This is a genomic window from Pseudomonas orientalis, assembly GCF_002934065.1.
Lineage (GTDB): Bacteria > Pseudomonadota > Gammaproteobacteria > Pseudomonadales > Pseudomonadaceae > Aquipseudomonas > Aquipseudomonas orientalis_A.
Genome location: NZ_CP018049.1, coordinates 2,760,095 through 2,780,308 on the forward strand (window position 1 = coordinate 2,760,095; position 20,214 = coordinate 2,780,308).

The window sequence follows — 20,214 nt, forward strand, 5'->3', positions numbered from 1 at the left end:
CACCCAAGCGTGTCTGCCTGCCGAACTGTAGAGCGTTTTGCAACGATAAGTCACGCGCCGGGGCGGCGACAAATTGATATAGCAATAGCGGCAGATGAAGGGAGAACTGAAGCGTTTGCAAGTTTAATGGCGATGATGCGCGGGCGTAGAAAGCTTTTGGCGGTTGACGCTTTAACTGACCTGAAAGGCCAGTTCACGGCGACGCGGTTTGTCGAAAACCCGGGTGTCGACTATCCCGTCGATCTGACCCGAGTCAACGCCGCCAGTGCCGAGCAGGTTGCCCAATCCTGGAAGGAAATCAAAGAGTGTTGAATATGCCTGCTATCCGGCGCACTGCACCTGTCTGGAACAGGTCTCGGTGTTTGCCCGGACTCCAAACGACATGGGCCGCGCTATCGGTTCAAGCAGCTTAAATCCAATAAATTGTGTGTAATCTGGGAAAATAAGCCATAAGACCCAAAATAAGGTGGCTATGCAGTTGGATAGAAGCTCGTGTTAATTCTATAATTTCAGGCATTAACGGGAACAGACTGGCTGGGCACACACCATGTTGGATTTAAGCTTCAGCAAGCCGAGCGAGGTCGTCAAGCGCCTGTGCGACCGCCTGCGCACAGAGCGCCTGGCGTTGGGCATGACACAAGCCGACCTGGCCGGGCGTGCCGGCATCGGCGCCAACACAGTGTCCAACCTTGAAGCAGGACGCAATGTCGGATTCGAGAACATCATTCGGGTGGCGATGGCGCTTGGCCGAACCAGAGAACTTGAAGGCCTCTTCCTGCCAAAGCTGGACAGCATCGAGGATATTCGGCGCTACGAAAACAGCGCCAAGCGCCTGCGTATAAAGAGGAAGTCCGACAATGCTTGAGCAGGTTAACGTCTTCTACGAGGGCTTTGGTGAGCGGTGGCAATGGGGCACGCTGGTCTCCACGACTGCCCTGACCGGTCGCCCGATGATCGTGTTTGAGTACAGCAATGAAGCCAGGCAAAGGGGCCTGGAACTGTCCTCCTACAGGCTGGCGCTGGAAGGGCCTGCGTTGCGCCGAGATTTTCCAGACCACCAACTGCACCTGCCGGGGCCTGTTTACGATTCCCTGCCGGATGGGTGGGGCATGTTGCTGATGGACCGAATGTTCAGGCGCCGCGGGCTCACCACGGCGCGCATCGGCGCACTGGAACGATTGGCCTACGTCGGCAGCAATGCAATGGGGGCCATGACGTTTGAGCCCGTGGTACCTGAAGGTCAAGCATCGGAAGTCCACTTTCCGCTGGAACAGCTTGCTGCTCAGGTGCAGGAAGTGCTTCATGGCGACGGTGGCGAGTTCCTGCACACGTTGCTGCTGGTGGGCGGCTCGCCTCAAGGTGCAAGGCCTAAGGCTCTCATTTATCGCGATCCCGAAACCGGCGGGTTTACTACGGCCGTCACGCCGGGCTTTGAAGCATGGTTGGTCAAGTTTCCGGCCAAGGAAGAACATGCCGAGGTGTGCGCCATCGAAATGGCCTACGCCGAGTGCTTGCGCATGTGCGGTATCGAAACCCCGGAAACGCAGTATTTCAGTCTGCCTGATGGGTTGGCGGCATTTGCCAGTAAGCGATTTGACCGCCGGGATGGCCTGCGCATACCCATGCAAAGCCTTGCGGCCTTTACCGGGGCCGATTACCGCTCGCCGGGCGTGTTGGACTACGTCAACTTCCTGCGCGCAACACAAATGTGTACCAACGACGTGCGAGAGATGGCGGTCGCCTTTAAACGTGCCGTCTTCAACGTTGCATTCAACAACCGAGACGATCATCCCAAGAACTTTGCCTACATCATGTCGCAAGACGGTCAGTGGAAATTGTCGCCGGCATACGATGTGACGTTCTGCGAGGGACCGGGCGGGTATCACCAGATGGATGTGATGGGGGAAGCCCTGTCGATTTCCCGCACGCACATGCTTCGGCTTGCCGAGGAAGCCGAGGTGCCCCCGCAGGTTGCCGCCAGAATGATTGACGGTATTTGTGAGGTGGCGAGCCGGTTTGCGAGCATTGCCGAGGATCTGTACCCAGAGGTGATTACTCGAGAAACATTGCGCACTATCCAAGGGCGCATCGATCAGAACGTCGCTCGGCTACAGTAAAAGCACCGGGCAGCGGTCTGCGTTGACGATCGGGAGGAGCGGGTCATCGCGCAAGCTATATGGGAGGGAATGATGAAAACGGTTAGAGCCGGTGTTCTGGAAATCGCCTACCTGGAGGTCGGTCCGGTAGACGGACCTCCCATCGTGTTGCTGCACGGCTTCCCCTATGACGTGCATGCCTACGATGAGGTCGCCAGGATCCTTGCCTCGGCTGGGAAGCGATGTCTCACGCCTTACCTTCGTGGTTATGGCCAAACCAGATTTCTGAATGAGCAGACAATGCGCTCTGGAGAACAGGCGGCAATAGGCGCCAACCTGGGGATTCGCCCAGGAGGCGTTTGATACGACCGCCGCAGCGTTTGAGAACCACGACTTTGTTGAGGTGGTAATACACTCGTATCGTCATCGTTTCGGATTGGTTGAAGGCGATCCAGCCTACCGGAACATAGCGTCTCGGCTTGCTGCGCAACCAAAGATCTCGGTGCCTTCACTGGTTCTGGAGGGGGCGCTGATGCGGTCGATCCACCTGCCAGGGACGATCCATTCGCTCGTTATTTTATCGGGCCGTATCGCCGGGAGATTCTGGAAGGCGTTGGTCATAACGTGCCTCAAGAGGCTCCGGAAAGATTTGCCGATGGGGTCCTGAATCTGTTGCGTAATCAAGGAGGGAGTATTGAACGATGAAGGAGAGGAATGAGGTGACCGGCACCCGCATCGCGCAGCACTTCAATCCGCGCAATGTCGGCTGGCTGCGGTGCAACAAGGTACTGACGGTAGGCCTTGAACGCCTCCAGCGCAGCAGCATCCTGAGGCCGATAGTCATCACCACTCTGGCGCTGCCGGTTGGCAATACATGGCCTGCCCAGCGCTACCTGGCAGGAATCGTCGGCCGACGGCGGAAGAGGCGCGAAGAGGGCGTACGCGCGGCCCGGTTGCCGGGTATCGTTAAACAGCGGGTGGGACACGTCTTCGAAGTCATTGCCTTCCGCCAGTAGATAGGAGCTGGCGGTACGCGACATGATCGCGCCCTGGTACGTCAGATGGGCAAACACGTTGTTGACCAGCTGCGCGCGTACCTCGGCATTCCCCATGCCGCCGGAATGGGGCGCGCGTCCGGACGTGTCATGCACATAGTTGTCAAGCAGGGTCAGGGTGTCGTGATGCCCAAGAAACAGCCATACCCAGTAATGATGACCATCGCAGGTTGCAGAGTAGGGCGTGCGGCCGTCGAATTCGTTGCTGGAGATCGTCACATGGGACGCGCTGCCCCAACCGGTGACGATCATCTGCCGACCGATACGCGCAAAGGTGTTGTGGTCGATCCATACGCCGTCGGCATCGTCCAGTGTGAGTGCGTCGCCGCCCCAGACCACACGGGGGTTGATGTCCGACAGCACCAGGTTGCGCACGATGACATTGTGCGCGCCGTTCCCGATAAACAAGCCCATGCCCTGAATGCCGGCGTGGACGCCCACGCCCAGCAGGGTCTTGTTCGAACCGATTTTCAGGCGCTGCAACCCGGCCTTGTCATACGTCACCGTGGCCGGCGGTCTCGATTGGCAGAAGTGGTTGGCACCGTCGATTGCCCATTGCCCGCCGCCGTGGGGGCAGGCGTTGGCCATGCACCCGGCCTCTGTGACCTGGGCGCTGCCGTCGGACACCACCGAACCGCGGAAATCAAACCTATGGTCCAGGGCGATGACACGCGGTGTGTCATCGGTGCAGTTGCCGCGCGTGTCGAAGCGTGCACACAACGCCTTTTTCAGTTCGGCCGGCGTGGCGGGGTGCACGGCCGCAAGCGGGCCACCTCCGGTCACGTCTTTGGCAAAACCCTCGGCATGGCTTGCCGCCAGAGACGGCTGCGCGACCAGCACAGCGGTTGCTAGCACCAAGGCTGAAAGAAACGGCTGAATCGGGAAGGTCAACGGCGTATTCCTGAGGGCTCAATACGGGCTCGCCATGATCTGAACAGGCGCGGGTATTTATCAAACGGTTTAAGTCCGATAAGCATTGCCTTCAGCTGAGGTTCAGCCGGGCGCTGTCAGCCGGCCGTTTTTAATCGGTTTTCGTCCGTCCCAACCCTGCCTCGCAATCCTGGTGCCTGTTATCTTGCGTGCGGCGCCTGGTGGGCCTGCTTGGCGAGCCGCCGCAACGCGATATCAAGCGAATCCGCGTCTAGCAGCGTCGGATAGCGGTGGGGGCCGTCGTCGCGTGGGTGGGCCCGGTGCCGTCCTTTGAGCCGCGCCGTTGCAACAACTCAATCTGATCTGCCGGCACCAGCGTGCGCAAGGTTTTATAAAGCACGCGGGTTTCCAGCAGGTTCCACACCCGCAGCATGGTTTCCAGCGCATCCAGGGGCTTGCTGATGAAATCCCTGGCGCCGAGCGCCAGGGCGCGCAGGCGGGTGTCGCGGGTGGCATCGGCGGTCAGCACGAGGATCGGCAGGTATTCGCCGTTGGGGATGCGCCGGTTAAGTTGTTCCAGCACGGCAAAGCCATCGAGCTCGGGCATGTGCAGGTCAAGAATCACCAAGTCCGGTTCGAAACTGTTGAACAGCTCAAGTGTGCGCAATGGCTCAGTGCTGCTCAGTACGTTGCTCAGCCCTTCGCGCGCCAGCAATTGCTCCACCAGATCGAGATTCGGGCGTTGGTCGTCGATGATCAGAATGCGCTGGTCGAGGTTCACATGGGCTCCGGAAAGTACTGGTCGAGGTGGGAAAGAAACGCGGGGACGTTAATCGGCTTATTCAATATCGCCGTTGCACCGGCGTCGTGCAGGGCCTGGCGGGTGAGGTCGCTGGTATCGGCGGTGATCATCAGCACCGGTGTGTGCCGGGTGATCGCAGACCGGCGCAAGCGCTGCAGTACGGTGAGGCCGTCGATGTCCGGCAGTGACACGTCCAGTAAAATCAACCGGGGCGCATGCTGTGCGGCCAGGTCCAGGCCCAGTTGGCCTTGCATGCTGGACAGCAGTTTTATTCCCGGCCGGCGGTGCAACAAGGTTTCGATCAGCGCCAGGCTGGAGAGATTGTCTTCGATATACACCACCTTGCCCTGCAGCGCCGGGGCAGGGCGCACCGGCGTGGTATCGATTACGGCTGCGGCCAGGTCGCCGGACGTCTGTACGCGCACGAAGGGCAGTTCCAGGGTGAAGCGTGAGCCGATGTCGGGTTGGCTGTGCACGCTCAGTCCGCCCTTCATCTTTTCCAGCAGGCTTTTGCTCAGTGCCAGGCCCAGGCCGCTACCTTCGACGTTCGGGTCGGCCCCCAGGCGCTCGAACGGCTTGAACAGCTGCCCGATGTGATTGGCCGCGATGCCCTTGCCGGTATCGCAGACGGACACGCCGATGCGTTGCCCCTCGATCTTGACTTCAATGCTCACCTGGCCCTGAGGCCGGTTGTACTTAATGGCGTTGGACAGCAGGTTCAGCAGCACCTGGGTCAGGCGCTGTCGATCGGCAACGATGCCGATATCCGCCGCCAGGGTGGGCAGCGCCTGCAACTGGATGCCCGCGTCGGCGGCCATGGGGGACACCAGCGCCAGGGCTTCTTGCAGCGTACCCGCCAAAGGGATCGGTTCGATGTTCAACGGCAAGCGTCCCGCCTCGATCTTGGCAATGTCCAACACTTCGTTGATCAGCGTCAGCAGGTGTTGGCCTGCGCGCAGGATGTGACCGACTTGCGCTTTTTGCCCTGCCGCCGAATCCAGGTCCAGCAGTTGCGCAAAGCCCAGGATCGAGTTGAGTGGGGTGCGCAGTTCATGGCTCATGCGTGAGAGAAACTCGCTCTTGGCCCGGCTGGCACGTTCGGCTTCTTCGCGGGCGGTGCCCAGCGCAATCTCCGCCGCGCGACGGTCGGTAATGTCGCGTGTGATCTTCGAGAAACCGCGCAAGGCTCCGGTCGCATCGAACTGCGCCGTGATCACCACGCTGGCCCAGAAGCGTGTGCCGTCCTGGCGCAGGCGCCAGCCTTCTTCCATGTAATGCCCCTTGCGGGTGGCTTCATCCAGCGCCATGGCCGGGTGTTGCGGGCATTCCTGTGGCAGGTAGAACAGCGAAAAATGCTGACCGATGATTTCCTGTTCGGTGTAGCCCTTGATCCGCTCCGCACCGGCGTTCCAGCTGGTGACATAGCCCGCAATATCGAGGGCAAAGATCCCGTAGTCCTTGACCCCATCGATGATCAGCCGCAAGCGCTCTTCATTCTCGCGCAACGCACGCTCGCGCTCGGCCAGCAGCAAGCCGGCCTCCACCAACCGCGTACCCAATTGGCCGATCTCGTCGTTTTCCGGTGGCTGCGGCCGCAGCGGTTGCCCCAGGGCCAGGCGTTGCGCGTTGCCTTGTACTTGCTGCACCCGGGCGACAATGCCCTTGGACAGAAACAGCACCGCGACGATTGCGCCAAACAGCCCGCAAATGGCCGCCAGCCAAGTGGACAGCAGCAGCCGCTGGCGCGTCTCGGCCGCGGCCGTCGTGCGCTCAGCCAGCAAAGAGTCCTCAAGGGTGAGCATGGTGCCGATGTGCTGACGCAAGGCATCCAGGATGTGTTTGTTGCTGACGAGAATGCTGGTAATCGACTCAGGGCTTGTCGTCGGGTCGTTGAGCATGTCCTCCAGCCCATCGATTTTGCTGTTGATCAGCGGCGTGATCGACGCGAGTTGCTCACGCACCCGTTGATCGCGAACATCGCCGTCGAGTCGACGCAGAGCTGACTCAATCTGCGGCTTGGCGTTGAGGTAGCCCGGCAGGAAGTCATCGCGGCGAGTCAGCAGGTATCCGCGCACGCTGGCGGCGGCTTCGGCCAGCAGGGTGTGCACGGCGCGGATATCGCCTTGCACCCGCAGCACGCGGCGAACGTCCTCTTCAGCGCGGGCTGTCTGACGCTCGGTGATGTAGATCAGCACCAACGACAACAACAGCACCACCAGCGGCAGTGAAATCACCACCAGCGCCTTGCCGCGCAGGGGCAAGTCGGCCCATCGCCTGGCGTAGAACACCCTCATGCCTGGGTTACCAGGCCAAGCGCGATACCCCGCACGGCGGCCTGGGTGCGATCGGCCGCACCGAGTTTGCCGATCACCCGTTCGACGTGGGCTTTAGCGGTGCCGGTGGTAATCCCCAGGTGTTCACCGATTTTCCGGTTGCTCATTCCGTTCGCGACCAGCCCTAGCACCTGACGCTCCCGTGGGGTCAGGTTTTCCGTTGCCGTCACGCCATTGGCGTTGCGCTCGGTCATGCGTCGCAGCAGGCGAGCGCTCACCGCACTGTTGAGCGCTTCTTCACCGGCGGCGACCCGTTGCAAGGCATCGATCACCTCGTTACGGCTGGCGTCCTTGAGCAGGTAGCCCACCGCGCCGGCATTCATCGCGGCTTCCAGATGGTCGGGGCTGTCATCCATGGTGAAAATCACTACCTTGATGGCCGGCAGGCGCTGTTGCAGCAGGCGGGCGGCGCCGAGCCCATTGAGCACCGGCATACGAATATCGAGAATAACGATGTCAGGCAGCAACTGTTCGCACAGCTCCACCGCTTGTTGGCCATCACGGGCCTGGCCGACCACTTCGAACTGCGGATGGCCGGCCAGCAACGCGACGAAGCCCGTACGCGTGACTTCATGATCATCCGCCAGCACCAGACGCAATACGGCATTCATTGCAGTGTTCCATTCAGATAGGCCGGTACGCGGGCGTGCAGTTGCGTGCCGCAGTGGATCGCGCTGGCGCAATTGAGCTGGCCACCCAGCAGGCTGGCGCGTTCGTGCATGGTGGCGAGGCCCAGGTGCTGGGCGTCCTTGTTGTCCAGTTGCTGGCCTGGGGTAAAGCCTTTGCCGTTGTCGTTTACCTGCAGTGAAGCGTGGTCCTCGCGCAACTCCAACGCCAGTTGCACATGGCTGGCCTGCGCATGTTTAAGGACATTGTTGATGGCTTCCTGGCCGATCCTGAACAAGGCAATTTCCACCTGGCTGGGCAAGCGCCCCTCGTAGGCGGTGGCCCATTGCACGCTGACAGCGGCTTCGCGCAGGCGGTCGGCCTCTTTGTCGAGCGCCTTGAACAAGCCGAAATCATCCAGCACCGTCGGGCGTAGGCCGGCGATCAGTTGCCGGCCTTCACCTACCGAGTGTTGGGCCAGTGTCAGAATCGCCTGCAGGTCCGCGTTCAGTGTGCCGGGCAGCGCTGGGCAACGGCCGGCGAACCCTTGCAGACGCTGATGCAAACCGGCGAGGGTTTGCGCCAGGCCGTCATGCAGGTCGTAAGCCACCCGTTTGCGCTCGTCTTCCTGGGCGCGCAGCAGTCGGTTGACCAGGTCGGACAGCGTCCTGTCCCGCGTTTTGAGGGTGCTCAGCAATTGTTCGTTTTGCAGGTGCGCGGCCAGCAGCGTGGCGAGCAGTTGCAGGGATTCACTGTCTTCATGGTCTGGCGCGCGCAGGCTGACCCTGTTGCCCAGTATCAGTACGCCAAAGGCATCACCATCACCGCCGCGCAGCGGCACTTGCAACACACTGGGCAGGGCGCTTCCCGGCAGCTCCAGCCAGCACGGTGTGCGTAAGCGGCGATCGGCGACGGCGCTGAGGCTGCTTAATCGATGCTGGGTGCCATGGCGTGCTGTGACAGTGGCGCATCCCTCGGCATCCCACTCCTGAATCAGCCCGTGGTCCATTGCAAGGAACGCGCATGCCCGCGCCAACACGCGTTCGCGCATGGCATCAGGCGCCAGTTGCGGCAATGCCTGCCCCGTATCCACCAGCAACCGCAAACGCGCGGTGCGACTTTCGGATTGTCGATAATGCGCGCGGATCGCCAAGGCACTACCGGGATCGTGTGGCGTGTTTTGCATGCTTGGGCTCCGGTGTCACAGGCTCGCGGGCGCGAGGCGGGCTATTAAACCTCGTTGAGCGGGCGGGGCGCCATCTGCCAAATGGCATAGTTAAACAACTCCGGTTGGCCGATGGCGGGCAGGCAGGCGATTGGCAAAGTGTGCTCATCCACAACAGGAGCATCCCAATGAACTTCAAAACCGTGTCGATCGCCGTGCTTTTCGCCTTGAGCGCCCCCTTCGTGCAGGCTGCCGAAACGTCACCCTATGTCTACCGCGAAGTGGTCCAGGCGCCTGCCAATGCGAAAGACCGTGAAATTGCCGGGTTGTTTGACCGTTGGAACAGCGCCTTGCAGACCGGTAACGTCAAGACAGTGGTTGACTTGTATGCGCCGGGCGCGGTGTTGCAGCCGACGGTGTCCAACCAGGTGCGTGTCACGCCGGAGCAGATCACGGACTACTTCAACCATTTCCTGATGCTCAAGCCGGTAGGCCAGATCAACTACCGTGAGATCCGCCAACTGGGTACTAACGTGGCGATGGACAGCGGGGTCTACACCTTCACCCTGACCGAGGCGAACGGCAAGATCCGCCACGTGCAGGCACGCTACACCTTCGTCTACGAGCAGGTTGGCGATCAATGGAAAATCCTCAACCACCACTCCTCGGCAATGCCTGAAGTGCAGGTGAAACACGCCAAGCAGTAACCGCTGATTCAAACAGTCCACGTCCCTGCGGGTGTGGACTTTTTTGCGTTTGCGCCACGTCAGATCGGGCAAGCAATCGCATCGAGCGCTTTACCTTTCTCTGCCCGCCTTACGGGCCGAACGATAGGCAGTCTCTGCGGGCAGAAGCTGGGAAAGGCAGAAATGATCAAATAAACAGACTGTCTTACGACGCCTAGAGACTCTCGGGGTCGCCAAAAAACATTTTGACTTGGCTCTAGGACGGTGTTTTCAGGCGGAAAAAATTCTAATGTGCCCCCAGTTTTGCCCCCAGTAGCGCGGGATATGCGGGCGATCGAGATTGGCGATCTCTGAGGCGGAGCAGGGTGGTCGGCGATGGCTTTCAATGTATGTCAAACTCGGCTTGCACGGGGGATGCCTGGATGATTGGTCGCCTAGGGCAGGGCACTAAGCGCCTGGTAGGACACCAAATCACATTCGGTGTCCGGTGTGTCATAGCTCAGCGACAGATATTACGGCTAGCTGCTTACGCTGCTTGCCGTAATATCTGTGTTGGGAGAAGTCTATTGATAAAGGAGCGTGCCTGTGCACTCGCCCCGATAGTTGAAGTCAATTACTCCCAGCCGAGATCAAGCGTACGCCGCAACGAATGCTAGCGTCCGCCTCGCAGATCTAGGCGGTCTAGCTCCTCAAGAGTTTGGACAACGACCTCGACAAGTTCCCCGTCAAAGTCATCGCGGTCTGCCTCCTCATGAGTGCCTTTGTTCAGGTAGGTCCAGACAAGATTATTGACTGGAATACCCAAAATGCGGCTATACGCAGCAAGAAGTGGCTCTCTGTTCGCATGGTGGAACATCTGGGCATCTCCCAATTTCTTGACCAACGCTTCGCATAGATTTCTCAACGCAGGCTCGGCACCGACGCCAGCCAACATCAGATTCAACACGCCTTGGCCATGACTTCCAAGCCACCGCCAAACTTTCTCGCTCAGCATCTCCAAGGCTTGGCGAGAAGCAGCGAGCGCATCTCGGTCGTTGAGCGCTTCCCTTGCTGCCCTGGCCTTGGCAATGTAATTCGCGCTCGGTACGTTGCCGGTAAGCTATCAGCGCTGCATCTCCCTTTGACTGGCGAAGAAAAGATCGAAATCAGCTTCCGGGGAAACCCTGGGGTCCGCGTCGATGCGCTCGACGTTCTGAGCGAGGGGCATATACGCTGTCTCGGCCTTCGCACAATGCCAGCCAGCGTTCGTTGCATTCCTGGCGCACGGCCCGGTTAAAACCGTCAGGGTCGTTATCTACCAGCCAAGAGACCTCGTCGAGGTCGGCGTTGAACAGGCATGGGGCGCCATCAAAATCGCGCGCGAGCAGTTGGCCGAACCACAGCACCGCCCCTTGCAACTGGCGACAGTAGGTTGCGCCCGGGTCGTCCGCCCGCTCAGTAAAAAAGGCCGCCAACTGCGTCAGGCGCGCCAGTGCCGCCTGGGAGGGGGCGCACAAGCCCTCGGTGCCGGCATCGCCGAACACCCGCTGGGTGGTGTTTGCGCGGGTAGTTCGCTGGTGGCCAGTAGGACCTGCCACAGTGTCGGCAGGCAGTTTCTGACGCTGGCGACTTCAATAGCCAGTGTGTCGCAGTCCTGCTCCGTTTGCATATACAGCCAGGCGCGGTTGCCTGTGGTGACGGACTTGTGTGATGCGGCAGCCCACCTACGAGCTATATGCCAATGCGCCATTATGCAGATAAAGTAGCGCTTTTGGATCCAGAGGCTGTAAGCGCCTGGGTTGCAAGACGACAGACCGGAGAGCGATGTTTCATGGCAGATCTGCTGGTAAAGCACCTGAAGGAAAAAGCGGGCAAACATTCGGCACTGAGCCTGCTGGCCAGTCAGTGGGACTTCGACAAGAAGCTGATACCCAAGGCCTTGCAGAGCATCGGTGGGCTGTTCCCGCACTACAGTCGACATGATGAGTCCCACAGCAAGCAGATCCTGATCAACATCGAGCGGCTGCTAGGCGACAACATCAGGCTGCTGTCCGCCACGGATACCTGGTTGATTCTGGAAGCGGCCTACTGGCACGACATCGGCATGGTAGTACCCCATGCCGACCTGCAGAAGGCCATCGCCGAACCAGGGTTCGCAGCATATATCGACGGGATATGTGCTCAGCCCTACCACGAGCTGAACGCCATTGCACGCGCGTTCAAGTCCCGTTCGGACACCGGGCTGATATTCGATTGCGAAAGCCCGGTGGAGATGCTGGGCAAACTGCGCGAACTGCTGGCCGAATGGTTCCGCAGGCAACACGCTGACCGTGCGGCCGAGATTGTGCGTTCGCCGATGACCTCGATCGGGCTGAGCTCGCCACGCACCGAACTGATCCCGGCCAGGCTCATCCGAGTACTTGGGCGTATCTGCCAAATGCACGGTGCCGCTTTCAAGGACCTGCTGGCCCCCGAGGGCCTGCCATTCCGTGAGGCCGGCCTGGGCAAAGATGACTGCCACCCACGCTTCGTCGCCTGCCTGCTGCGTATGGGCGACTTGCTCGACCTAGACGACAACCGCTTCTGCCCGGTAATGCAGGGCATCGCCGGCGAACACCGCCCGGCGCTGAGCAAGGCCCACGAAGACAAGCACGCCGGCATGCGCCACTTGCGCCTCGACCCCGAGCGTATCGAGCTGGTGGCCGAGTGCGAGACGGTGGATGGCTACATGGAAGCGTTCAAATGGTTCAGCTGGCTGGAGGAGGAGGTCAGCAACCAGCGCAACAACTGGCGGGATATTGTGCCGAGCAGGAAGCTTGGGTTGTTGCCCATGCTGGGGCCGATTACTGTGCGGTTGAAAGGAAACTTGCAGATTCTGAAGGATGGCGTAAGGCCGGCGTTCTCACTGGACTCAGAAAAGGTCACCGAACTGCTTGAGGGCAAGAACCTTTATGGCAGCAAGTACGCGTGTATCCGTGAGCTGTTGCAGAATGCGGTGGACGCGACCTTGCTGAAAGTCTGGCTGACCCATAGGAATGATCCTGCACTGGACTGGAAACAACCAGGGTGCGAGAAGCTGAAAACAGTCTTTAATGCGCATGCGGTGACAGTCACGCTGGAAGAACTCGATACCGAGCAGGATGCCGACTCTGCATTGACGACGTGGCAGTTGCGCATCAGAGACAAAGGTACCGGTATCACCCGAAACGACCTGGAGTTCATGCTGAGCATTGGCGGCTCGCAACGGAATCAGCAGCGCCAGAGGGAAATTTGGCAAATGCCGGAGTGGGCGAAACCTTCCGGAGCGTTCGGTATCGGCCTGCACAGCGCATTCATCTTGTGCAACGAGATAAATGTGCGCACCAAAAATGTCGTCAATAACGAAATATTCGACATCGTCATGCACAAGCCTTCGGGCCCCAACCGTGGGCTCGTACTGCTGAGAAAGCTGCCTGAAGATATCGCTGAACCCTACGGGACCGAGATGACCTTGAGGTTCAAGCTGGATGCGTTCACACAGCACTGGTGGTCTGACGGCGAAGACAGGGACACGGTAGCCGCCAGGATCGCACGCAAGCGAGACCCCTTGCTGGATGAGTCATTTCCCTATGAGGCGGGAAAACTTTTCGACAAGGTAGTGGAGTTTGCAAATGATCCACTGATAAAAATAGACGGCACCTTGGTAACGAAAGGAGGACGGTTCGATATCGCGGATGTCTATGCGGGAGGTAAGTCTGGCAAAGCCGAGGGATGGCGATTCATCGACATGAAAGATACGCAACTCAAGATTCGTTACAAGCCTCTTCCTGTTGCTACGCAGCAGGAAGAGGAAACTTTTTACGCAGCTTATCGCGGGCAGCACTTTGATACCGACTCCATTTCATTCCCTCTCGTCAATGTTGAAGTCAATCTCGTTTCCGGTGGTGCGGGAACATGGCTGGATTTTAATCGCGACACATTGTCGAAAAAAGCACGAGAAGCTTTTAGGCGAGCGGTGCTTGAGGCGCTTTATCACACCGTTGAGTTTGATCTGGCACAGGGGCTGAAGGAGCAATTATTCAAGCAGCTTGACTGCACTAAAATAGACTACTCGATCTTCCTGAAGGAAATGGAGGCCTATTATGGTCCGCGCTGGGGGGTGTTGTCCGAAAAGTTCAGGGATACGTGGCAGGGTTTTAGGCCGGGCCGTCAGCCAGCGACTATAGAGCAGTTTTATAGTCGGCCAACGTGGAAACTCTGGGTTGAGGATTACTATGTGGATGCGGTTGATCACCTGGAAAGCCTGCGTATACTTCCTTATGAATTTGAAGCCATGGGGGACCTGATATTTAGAGAGTGGTTAAAAGTCCCAGGGCATTCGATTTCGGCAAAAGTCATCTACTGCCCACCGTCTGAACATTACCGAGACATGATCGGGCTTGAAGATGGTAGTACAATCGGCAGGATCTATTTTCAGTTCGCCACTGACTATCAAGAACCTTTGGATAAGGAATCATTGGCGTACTTTCTTAATAAGGCGCTGCATTCATCCGGCGGAAATTCACGGTACTACATGAACCCAGGCAAGGCTTTTGAACGTCTCTCGTTGAGAGCGGATGTCGACTTGAGACTGTTCAACCTCGCTGAGCATGACCTCTCTCAAGACAGGGTTCTCGTACCTTTGCTGTTTGTTGGCTCCAATGATTATGGCCCAGCAGAGGTTCGCTTCGATGACGAACAACTGCAGAGAATCTGCCAATGGACCGAAGGCAAGCTGAAGCAACCGATGACCCGTGAAGAAATGCGCGAGGCCTACCAGTCGTTGGCCGACTTCATCAACCTCGACGTGATGGCATGCTCGGACGCCTGGCAAAAAGCCCGCTGCTAGTGTCCTGTCTCGGAAATACGTTCACTTTTGGCGAGCGCCCAATTCGCCGTCAAAAGTGAACAGCTTATTTTCGAGCCAGACACTTAGTGTGGTGTTTCAGAAGTAACGCTGAAAATTTGGACTAGGCTCTGTAGAAACCCACTCATCAAGAGTTGTGTATCGACATGGGCCGACCAGCGACTGTCATTACCCTATCTGAAACTGAAAATGCGGAGCTGCTACGTCGGGTCAAACTCCGTAAAGGCCCCAGGATGCACGTCTGCGGGCCGAAATAGTCCTCGCTTGTGCAGCCGGCGAATCTGGCAATGACATTGCACAGCGCTTGGGTACCAGCAAGGATGTCGTATCGCGGTGGCGGCAGCGTTTCGCTAAGTTGGGATTGTTGGGTTTGAACGATGAGCCGCGCTCTGGCCGGCCACGCACGATTTCGGATGAGCAGGTTCAACAAGTAGTAAATCAGATATTGCAAGGTAAGCCCGACGACTCCAGTCACTGGAGTACGCGCCGCATGAGCCGCGAGACGGGCCTTTCTCCTGCCAGCATCATGCGTATCAGCACGCGTTCGGGATCAAGCCGCATCTGGAAAAAACCTTCAAGCTCTCCACCGATCCGTTGTTTGTCGACAAGGTCCACGACATCCTTGGGCTGTACTTGAATCCGCCCGAGAGAGCCTTGGTGCTATGCGTTGATGAGAAGAGTGAGATTCAAGCCTTGAACCACACGCAACCTGGTTTACCCCTATCGCCGGGCAACCCTGCAACTCGCACGCACGATTACAAACGACACGGTACGACCTCTCTGTTCGCTGCTCTAGATGTAGCAACCGGTGAGGTCATCGGCCGCTTGAGGCGTCAACATCGCAGCATAGAGTTTCTTGCCTTTCTGAAAGAGATCGATGCGTCGGTACCTGCTGAAATGCCGATTCATCTGATCATGGATAACTACGCAACGCACAAGACCGACAAAGTCAGAGCCTGGCTTGCGGCGCTTCCACGCTACAACATCCACTTCACACCGACGTCGGCCTCGTGGCTGAATTTGGTCGAGCGCTTTTTCTCAACGCTGAGCGAGAAATGGATCAAGCGGCAAGCACACGTTAGCGTCAAAGATCTAGAAGCTTCGATTGAGTATTACCTGGAAACGTACAACCAGAATCCGAAGCCGTTTCGGTGGCATAAGAAGGCAGAAGATATTCTCGCCTCAGTCGCTCGTGCAGCACGAGCGCTAGGCAAGTGATTTTTCAGTGGTACTTCTGAAACACCACACTAGAGACTCTCAGGCAAGCCGAAGAACATTTTGACATGGCTCTAGGACGGTTATTTAAGGTCGAAAAAAAAGAGTTGTGCCCCCATTTGTGCCCCCACTTGCATCGGCTGTGCTAGCGATCGTGAATGGCGATTCCTGATAAACACCAGTGTGGCTTTGGCTAGCTTTCAGTGTGCGCCCTGAAGTCAGTATTTAATGTTCTTGTGACAGTCCTCATCCTGCTTCGGCGTTGCGTTGCAGTATTTTTATGCTGCAATGCGTCGGCAGCAGCCCGGCGAGTTCCCAGGAGACCTATTCGTGTCGGCGCTGATGCGATTTTGACCCAGGTTGCTGATTTTGACTGACCCACACGCAGCCTCCGAAATCACCCGCAAGGTAATCATTTCTTGAGTACTCGGGTGGGTCAATGAATTCCGGTAGCCTGCGTCAAAATCGCATCAGCGCCAACAGGCAGTCCTTCATCCGCGGCATGCAGCCCGAGAAAGTCCTGAGCAAGGAAGAGCGCGAGCAGATACGCAAGGACAAGAAACGTATCCAGCAGCTTGAGAGCGAACTTCATCGCAAAGAGAAGGCGCTGGCAGAAACAGCCGTGTTGCTGGTGCTGCTAAAAAAGCTCAACGACTACTGGGGGATCCCCGGGGGGAATACCAAGGTGGTAGGGGTGCCCACTCATGCGCGCCGACTGGATCAGGCTCATGATCGCCGCCGCCCGTTTACCACTGCGCAGTGATCCTGCGAAGAGCCAGTTCGAAGACCCAAGCGCCCATGGCCTGATTGTGTTTTCGACCTGGTTGAATGCCGTTGAGTCAATACACTAGGTGCCCAGGTCGATCAGACCTTGAGTGTTGAGTTTGACGTGTAGGCGCTTGAGCATCTTGTCGAAGATGCCCTGGCTACACCAGTGTCTAAACCGCTGATAAACAGTAGACCAAGGGCCGTATCGCTCAGGCATGACTCGCCAGGTCGCACCGGAGCAAAACATCCAGAACACGCCATTGAGCATCTGTTAGTCATCGGCTTGTGGAGGACGATTCGGAGAGGCGCGCGCTGATTGTACTGGTACACTGTCAACAGAAAGCTATGTGTTCCGTTGTGCGAGAGTGAGAGTCCAAAGCGGCTATCATGAAATGCTCAATGAGTCAGTTGAAACTTGTGTAAACTGAAGAGGCACGCACTGGAAGGGGGACAGATGTTTTTAGTACGAGTTGCACTTCATGATGTACGCTCAATAAAGTCTATCGAGCTTGACTTTCGATCGCCTAGAAGTAAAGCAAGGCGTTGGACTCTTTTGTTGGGTGAAAACGGGTGCGGAAAGAGCTCTGTGCTACGTGCTATCGCATTACTGCTTTCCGGGAGTGATGCTTTGCCAGAGCTTTTGGGGGAGCCAGACATCTGGATCCGTAATGGTGCCAAAAAGTGCAGAATTGAAGGCACATTAGTTACCGCGAAAGGTGAGGTTCGTGAAATTGCTTTAGAGATTCACCGAGGTGATGGAATTCGAAGTATTTTCAATCGGAATCATGCGTCTCTAGAGGCGTTGGATAATGCCTTGTTTAAGGCAGAGCGAAATTATTTTGTGCTCGGTTACGGCGTTTCACGAAGACCAACTTTGGCAAATTCTAGATCAACTTTTCCTGAGGAGCGATCACGTAATCCTCGCGCCCAAGGCTTGGCTACTATGTTTTCTCCTGACGCCTCGCTTATATCCTTGGAGCAATGGGCAATGGATCTTGACTATCGCAAAGGTAGAAAATCAATTGGTGCGGTGAGCCAGGCATTGAATCAACTCCTTCCAGGTATGGAATTTGCGCGTATTGATAGAGACCTGAGGCAAATTATTTTTAAAACTGTAGACGGTGAAGTACCTTTGAGTCAGCTATCTGATGGATATCAGAACATGGCTGCGTGGTGCGGGGATCTTCTTTTTAGAGTGACTGAAGCTTTTCCCGATCGGAAAGATCCCCTGCTAGCTCGGGGGGTGTTGCTCATTGATGAGCTGGATTTGCATCTCCATCCAGTGTGGCGTCGTCGTCTGGTGGATTTTCTCTCCACGACGTTGCCAAATTTCCAGTTCATTGCTACGACACACTCAGCGTTGACAGCTCAACAAAGCGGGGAAGGTGAACTCTATGTGATTCGTCGAGACGGGCAAACCAATGCCCCCTGTTTGGTTCCGTTCCAGGGTGAACCTCGAAAAATGATGCTGCACCAGTTGCTAATGAGCCCCATGTTCGGATTGGAAACTTTGGATTCCGTGGAGGTGGAAAAAGCCCGCACTGTGGTTCGGGAACTGAGTGCCAGATCCGCCCCCTTAAGCACTGTCGAGCAACAACAGCTTCATCGAATGGAAAAGGTTCTGAAGGATGCTCCGGATTGGGATGTGATCCCTGAGTACGCGTTGGCTCAAAAAAAACTTCTGGATCAAATAAGCTCGTCTATCAGTCGTGGCAAAAAGCGTCCCTCTGTGTCTGCCTCAAAAATACGGGCGGTTGTTAAAAGCCTGGAGGGCTAGGGATGATTAAAATTGTCCGCATTAGAACCAGAAAAGGACTAGAAGGTTATACGGGGTCATACCTCCAGAAAAAATTGAGCAAGTTACTGGGTTATTATTATTCGGATGGCGCTACTGGGAAAGTAAGTTTTAAGTTCAAGAACCGTCAGGTTTGGCGTAAGGCCAAGCCGCAATTAAAAAAAGAGTCTCACAGTAAATGTGCATATTGTGAGGCGGATACAGCGGTTGTAGCTCATGGTGATGTCGAGCATTTTCGGCCGAAAAGTGAGTATTGGTGGTTGGCTTATTGTTATGATAACTATACGTTCAGCTGTCAGGTGTGCAATCAGGTCTATAAGGGGGATAATTTTTTTGTTTCCGGGCCTAAACTTCCCTCTCCAGTAGTTCCGACTATTTTGCCAACTGACTCTAATGCGCTTGCCCAGTTGATAAAAAGTCTTTGTCCTGATCCGGTGACTTCGAGTGATCTAGATGTGTCTGGGTTGTTTTTGGTCGAAGATGCGAATCTTCTAAATCCCTACTTGAACGATCCGGAGCTGGACTTTTCGTGGGACCCGAAGCCGGCCACAAAGGAAGTATGGTTGGTATCAAACTCTACTGCTAGATCAACTAGGGTAGTGGATGCAGCTGTTGATATGTTGGGGCTGAATAGAGAAGAGTTACTAAGGCTCAGGTGGAATGCGTATTATGAGCTTGAAACTTTAGCGCTTGTTTTTCAGGGTGCAAACTTTACTGTTGAAAAAAGAAAAGATCTGCTGGCGCGTGTTCGATTGCATGCTTCGGACGATAAGCCGTTTGCTGGGATGAAACGCTATTTTTTGAGAGAGTGGGGGTTGCTTGATTGATGTCTCTATTTAGCGTCAAGGCCAGGTGCCCCCTGGGTTCTGGCTAATTCGCACCCAGCAATGATTTACCGATTGCGTTGTAGCGGTGCGATGAGAAGGCCCCAAAGCGTCTCGGCACCGCCTTCTTGGGAAAGCTTCTGGTCTTGCCGAGTGTGGAACGCCATGCCGAAGGTCTTCAGGTACATGGATTGGTCGTCCGTATTTACGGTGAGCGCCTCGTTGTACGAGCCGCCGCCAAACGAGTCTCCATGGCTGTAGTAGATACCGGCGCCCATCTGGCCGCCGGTAAACACTGCCGCTTTTGCAACGTCGTGGCCGTCCTTGTAGATATTCGCAGAAAAGCGATTTGCATCTATCCGACGGAACACCCCTTCATACCCTGAGTTGCGCGCTTGGAGCTCCAGCAACGAGTTCTCGAAATAGCGGGCGATGTACTCGAAGCTGTCGAGCAAGAAGCGGTCTTTGTCCAGCTGGGTGAAGCTCTTAGCCATTCGAAGGTTACTCGACCTAGGGCCAGCCGGGGCGATAAGGGAGGGCGCTGAACCTCCATTGAAATCGTTGCGTTCAGCTCGCGGAGCAGTGTTCGGTTGGCCACGGCTGCGTCGCTCGGCGGCCTTCCGAACCTCCTTCGCAACCTGCAAAAATGCTTCGTCCCGATCAGGCCAAAGGGTCACTGGCTTACCATCTTGGGGCGTACCAAGCAGCTTGCCGAAGGGGGCATGATGCCAATCGCATGGGCGAAGAATCACAGGAATGACAGTCGCTTCTTTAGCGGCATGGCGCTCCATCGCGCGAGCCATCTCGATGTTGTAGCAATAGTCGGAAGCGATGAAATCGGGGCTTACCAGCAACAGGATAATTTCGTCGCTGTTGATGTGATCATCAATGGCAACATCGATCTCTTGACCTGCTCCGATTCTGCGGTCGTGCCAAGTCTCAATGACGCCTTGGCGCTTGAGCATCGAAAGCTGCTTTTCCAGCTGGTCGCGCAGCGCCTCGTCAGCATGGCAATAAGAAAAGAACACGTTCGGCAAAAGGGTCACTCCTACTCGGATAGGTGCGATGTCAATCTTACGGGCAGCTTGGCTGCGAAGTACAGACGTGGGCTTGGTTTGACTGCTGATTGGATGCC

General features: G+C 56.8%; 14 protein-coding genes and 5 pseudogenes. 10 read left to right on the forward strand and 9 right to left on the reverse strand.

All coding sequences use genetic code 11. The features are described 5' to 3' along the window. Positions 1-186 precede the first annotated feature (186 nt). The 4 genes and pseudogenes from BOP93_RS12320 to BOP93_RS27780 all read left to right on the forward strand — a co-directional run. Positions 187-312 (forward strand): annotated as a pseudogene (locus tag BOP93_RS12320) (short-chain dehydrogenase); the annotation flags it as partial. Positions 313-547: 235 nt separating this feature from the next. Next, on the forward strand, positions 548-865 hold the full coding sequence (locus tag BOP93_RS12325; RefSeq protein WP_104502840.1) for a helix-turn-helix domain-containing protein: 318 nt from the start codon (positions 548-550) through the stop codon (positions 863-865). Next, a complete protein-coding gene (locus BOP93_RS12330; protein ID WP_104502841.1) occupies positions 858-2,117 on the forward strand; it encodes a type II toxin-antitoxin system HipA family toxin in 1,260 nt (419 codons plus the stop codon). The genes BOP93_RS12325 and BOP93_RS12330 overlap by 8 nt, the downstream gene beginning before the upstream one ends. 69 nt (positions 2,118-2,186) lie before the next feature. Next, positions 2,187-2,801, forward strand: a pseudogene (locus BOP93_RS27780) (alpha/beta fold hydrolase). Here the strand turns inward: BOP93_RS27780 and BOP93_RS12340 are convergent. The 5 genes from BOP93_RS12340 to BOP93_RS12360 form a co-directional block, all read right to left on the reverse strand. Further along, a complete protein-coding gene (locus BOP93_RS12340) occupies positions 2,777-4,042 on the reverse strand; it encodes a pectate lyase (RefSeq protein ID WP_162303215.1) in 1,266 nt (421 codons plus the stop codon). The pseudogene BOP93_RS27780 and the gene BOP93_RS12340 overlap by 25 nt on opposite strands. 250 nt (positions 4,043-4,292) lie before the next feature. Next, positions 4,293-4,802, reverse strand: coding sequence for a response regulator (locus tag BOP93_RS12345; protein WP_104502842.1), 510 nt, complete (start codon positions 4,800-4,802; stop codon positions 4,293-4,295). Then, positions 4,799-7,117, reverse strand: a complete 2,319-nt coding sequence (locus BOP93_RS12350; RefSeq protein WP_104502843.1) for an ATP-binding protein — start codon at positions 7,115-7,117, stop codon at positions 4,799-4,801. Before BOP93_RS12350 ends, BOP93_RS12345 begins: the two co-directional genes overlap by 4 nt. Beyond that, positions 7,114-7,767: a response regulator gene (locus BOP93_RS12355; RefSeq protein ID WP_104502844.1), complete on the reverse strand. Its 654-nt coding sequence runs from the start codon at positions 7,765-7,767 to the stop codon at positions 7,114-7,116. Before BOP93_RS12355 ends, BOP93_RS12350 begins: the two co-directional genes overlap by 4 nt. Beyond that, the gene (locus BOP93_RS12360; protein WP_104502845.1) at positions 7,764-8,948 is read right to left on the reverse strand and encodes a sensor histidine kinase; all 1,185 of its coding nucleotides are present in this window, start codon (positions 8,946-8,948) and stop codon (positions 7,764-7,766) included. Before BOP93_RS12360 ends, BOP93_RS12355 begins: the two co-directional genes overlap by 4 nt. Before the next feature lie 167 nt (positions 8,949-9,115). On the opposite strand from BOP93_RS12360, the gene BOP93_RS12365 reads away from it, so the two are divergent. Next, positions 9,116-9,634, forward strand: a complete 519-nt coding sequence (locus tag BOP93_RS12365; protein ID WP_104502846.1) for an SgcJ/EcaC family oxidoreductase — start codon at positions 9,116-9,118, stop codon at positions 9,632-9,634. Positions 9,635-10,265: 631 nt separating this feature from the next. Here the strand turns inward: BOP93_RS12365 and BOP93_RS12370 are convergent. Together BOP93_RS12370 and BOP93_RS27550 are read right to left on the reverse strand one after the other, a co-directional pair. Continuing rightward, entirely contained in the window at positions 10,266-10,607 is a 342-nt protein-coding gene (locus BOP93_RS12370; RefSeq protein WP_205885800.1) for a hypothetical protein, read from the reverse strand. A gap of 151 nt (positions 10,608-10,758) precedes the next feature. Further along, entirely contained in the window at positions 10,759-11,190 is a 432-nt protein-coding gene (locus BOP93_RS27550; protein ID WP_162303205.1) for a hypothetical protein, read from the reverse strand. A 233-nt stretch (positions 11,191-11,423) separates the two neighbouring features. Between BOP93_RS27550 and BOP93_RS12380 the strand changes: the two genes are divergently transcribed. From BOP93_RS12380 to BOP93_RS28180, 3 genes and pseudogenes are all read left to right on the forward strand, one after another. Continuing rightward, positions 11,424-14,459, forward strand: a complete 3,036-nt coding sequence (locus tag BOP93_RS12380; protein WP_157943497.1) for an HD domain-containing protein — start codon at positions 11,424-11,426, stop codon at positions 14,457-14,459. Between the two features lie 164 nt (positions 14,460-14,623). Continuing rightward, positions 14,624-15,695 (forward strand): annotated as a pseudogene (locus BOP93_RS12385) (IS630 family transposase). A 466-nt stretch (positions 15,696-16,161) separates the two neighbouring features. Then, positions 16,162-16,364 (forward strand): annotated as a pseudogene (locus BOP93_RS28180) (IS3 family transposase); the annotation flags it as partial. Between the two features lie 178 nt (positions 16,365-16,542). Here the strand turns inward: BOP93_RS28180 and BOP93_RS12395 are convergent. Next, positions 16,543-16,728, reverse strand: a pseudogene (locus BOP93_RS12395) (transposase); the annotation flags it as partial. A 186-nt stretch (positions 16,729-16,914) separates the two neighbouring features. Between BOP93_RS12395 and BOP93_RS12400 the strand changes: the two are divergent. Next, the gene (locus BOP93_RS12400; RefSeq protein WP_104502848.1) at positions 16,915-18,237 is read left to right on the forward strand and encodes an AAA family ATPase; all 1,323 of its coding nucleotides are present in this window, start codon (positions 16,915-16,917) and stop codon (positions 18,235-18,237) included. A 2-nt stretch (positions 18,238-18,239) separates the two neighbouring features. Next, positions 18,240-19,082, forward strand: coding sequence for a hypothetical protein (locus BOP93_RS12405; protein ID WP_104502849.1), 843 nt, complete (start codon positions 18,240-18,242; stop codon positions 19,080-19,082). 65 nt (positions 19,083-19,147) lie between these two features. Here the strand turns inward: BOP93_RS12405 and BOP93_RS12410 are convergent, their stop codons facing one another. Further along, complete coding sequence (locus BOP93_RS12410; protein WP_104502850.1) at positions 19,148-20,116, reverse strand: toll/interleukin-1 receptor domain-containing protein; 969 nt, start codon at positions 20,114-20,116, stop codon at positions 19,148-19,150. Positions 20,117-20,214 lie beyond the last annotated feature (98 nt).

Excerpts from the sequence above, each read along its gene's own strand:
- BOP93_RS12325 (WP_104502840.1), top strand. The coding sequence starts at position 548 with ATGTTGGATTTAAGCTTCAGCAAGCCGAGCGAGGTCGTCAAGCGCCTG.
- BOP93_RS12330 (WP_104502841.1), top strand. The coding sequence starts at position 858 with ATGCTTGAGCAGGTTAACGTCTTCTACGAGGGCTTTGGTGAGCGGTGG.
- BOP93_RS12350 (WP_104502843.1), bottom strand. The coding sequence starts at position 7,117 with ATGAGGGTGTTCTACGCCAGGCGATGGGCCGACTTGCCCCTGCGCGGC.
- BOP93_RS12355 (WP_104502844.1), bottom strand. The coding sequence starts at position 7,767 with ATGAATGCCGTATTGCGTCTGGTGCTGGCGGATGATCATGAAGTCACG.
- BOP93_RS12360 (WP_104502845.1), bottom strand. The coding sequence starts at position 8,948 with ATGCAAAACACGCCACACGATCCCGGTAGTGCCTTGGCGATCCGCGCG.
- BOP93_RS12365 (WP_104502846.1), top strand. The coding sequence starts at position 9,116 with ATGAACTTCAAAACCGTGTCGATCGCCGTGCTTTTCGCCTTGAGCGCC.
- BOP93_RS12370 (WP_205885800.1), bottom strand. The coding sequence starts at position 10,607 with ATGCTGAGCGAGAAAGTTTGGCGGTGGCTTGGAAGTCATGGCCAAGGC.
- BOP93_RS12380 (WP_157943497.1), top strand. The coding sequence starts at position 11,424 with ATGGCAGATCTGCTGGTAAAGCACCTGAAGGAAAAAGCGGGCAAACAT.
- BOP93_RS12400 (WP_104502848.1), top strand. The coding sequence starts at position 16,915 with ATGTTTTTAGTACGAGTTGCACTTCATGATGTACGCTCAATAAAGTCT.
- BOP93_RS12405 (WP_104502849.1), top strand. The coding sequence starts at position 18,240 with ATGATTAAAATTGTCCGCATTAGAACCAGAAAAGGACTAGAAGGTTAT.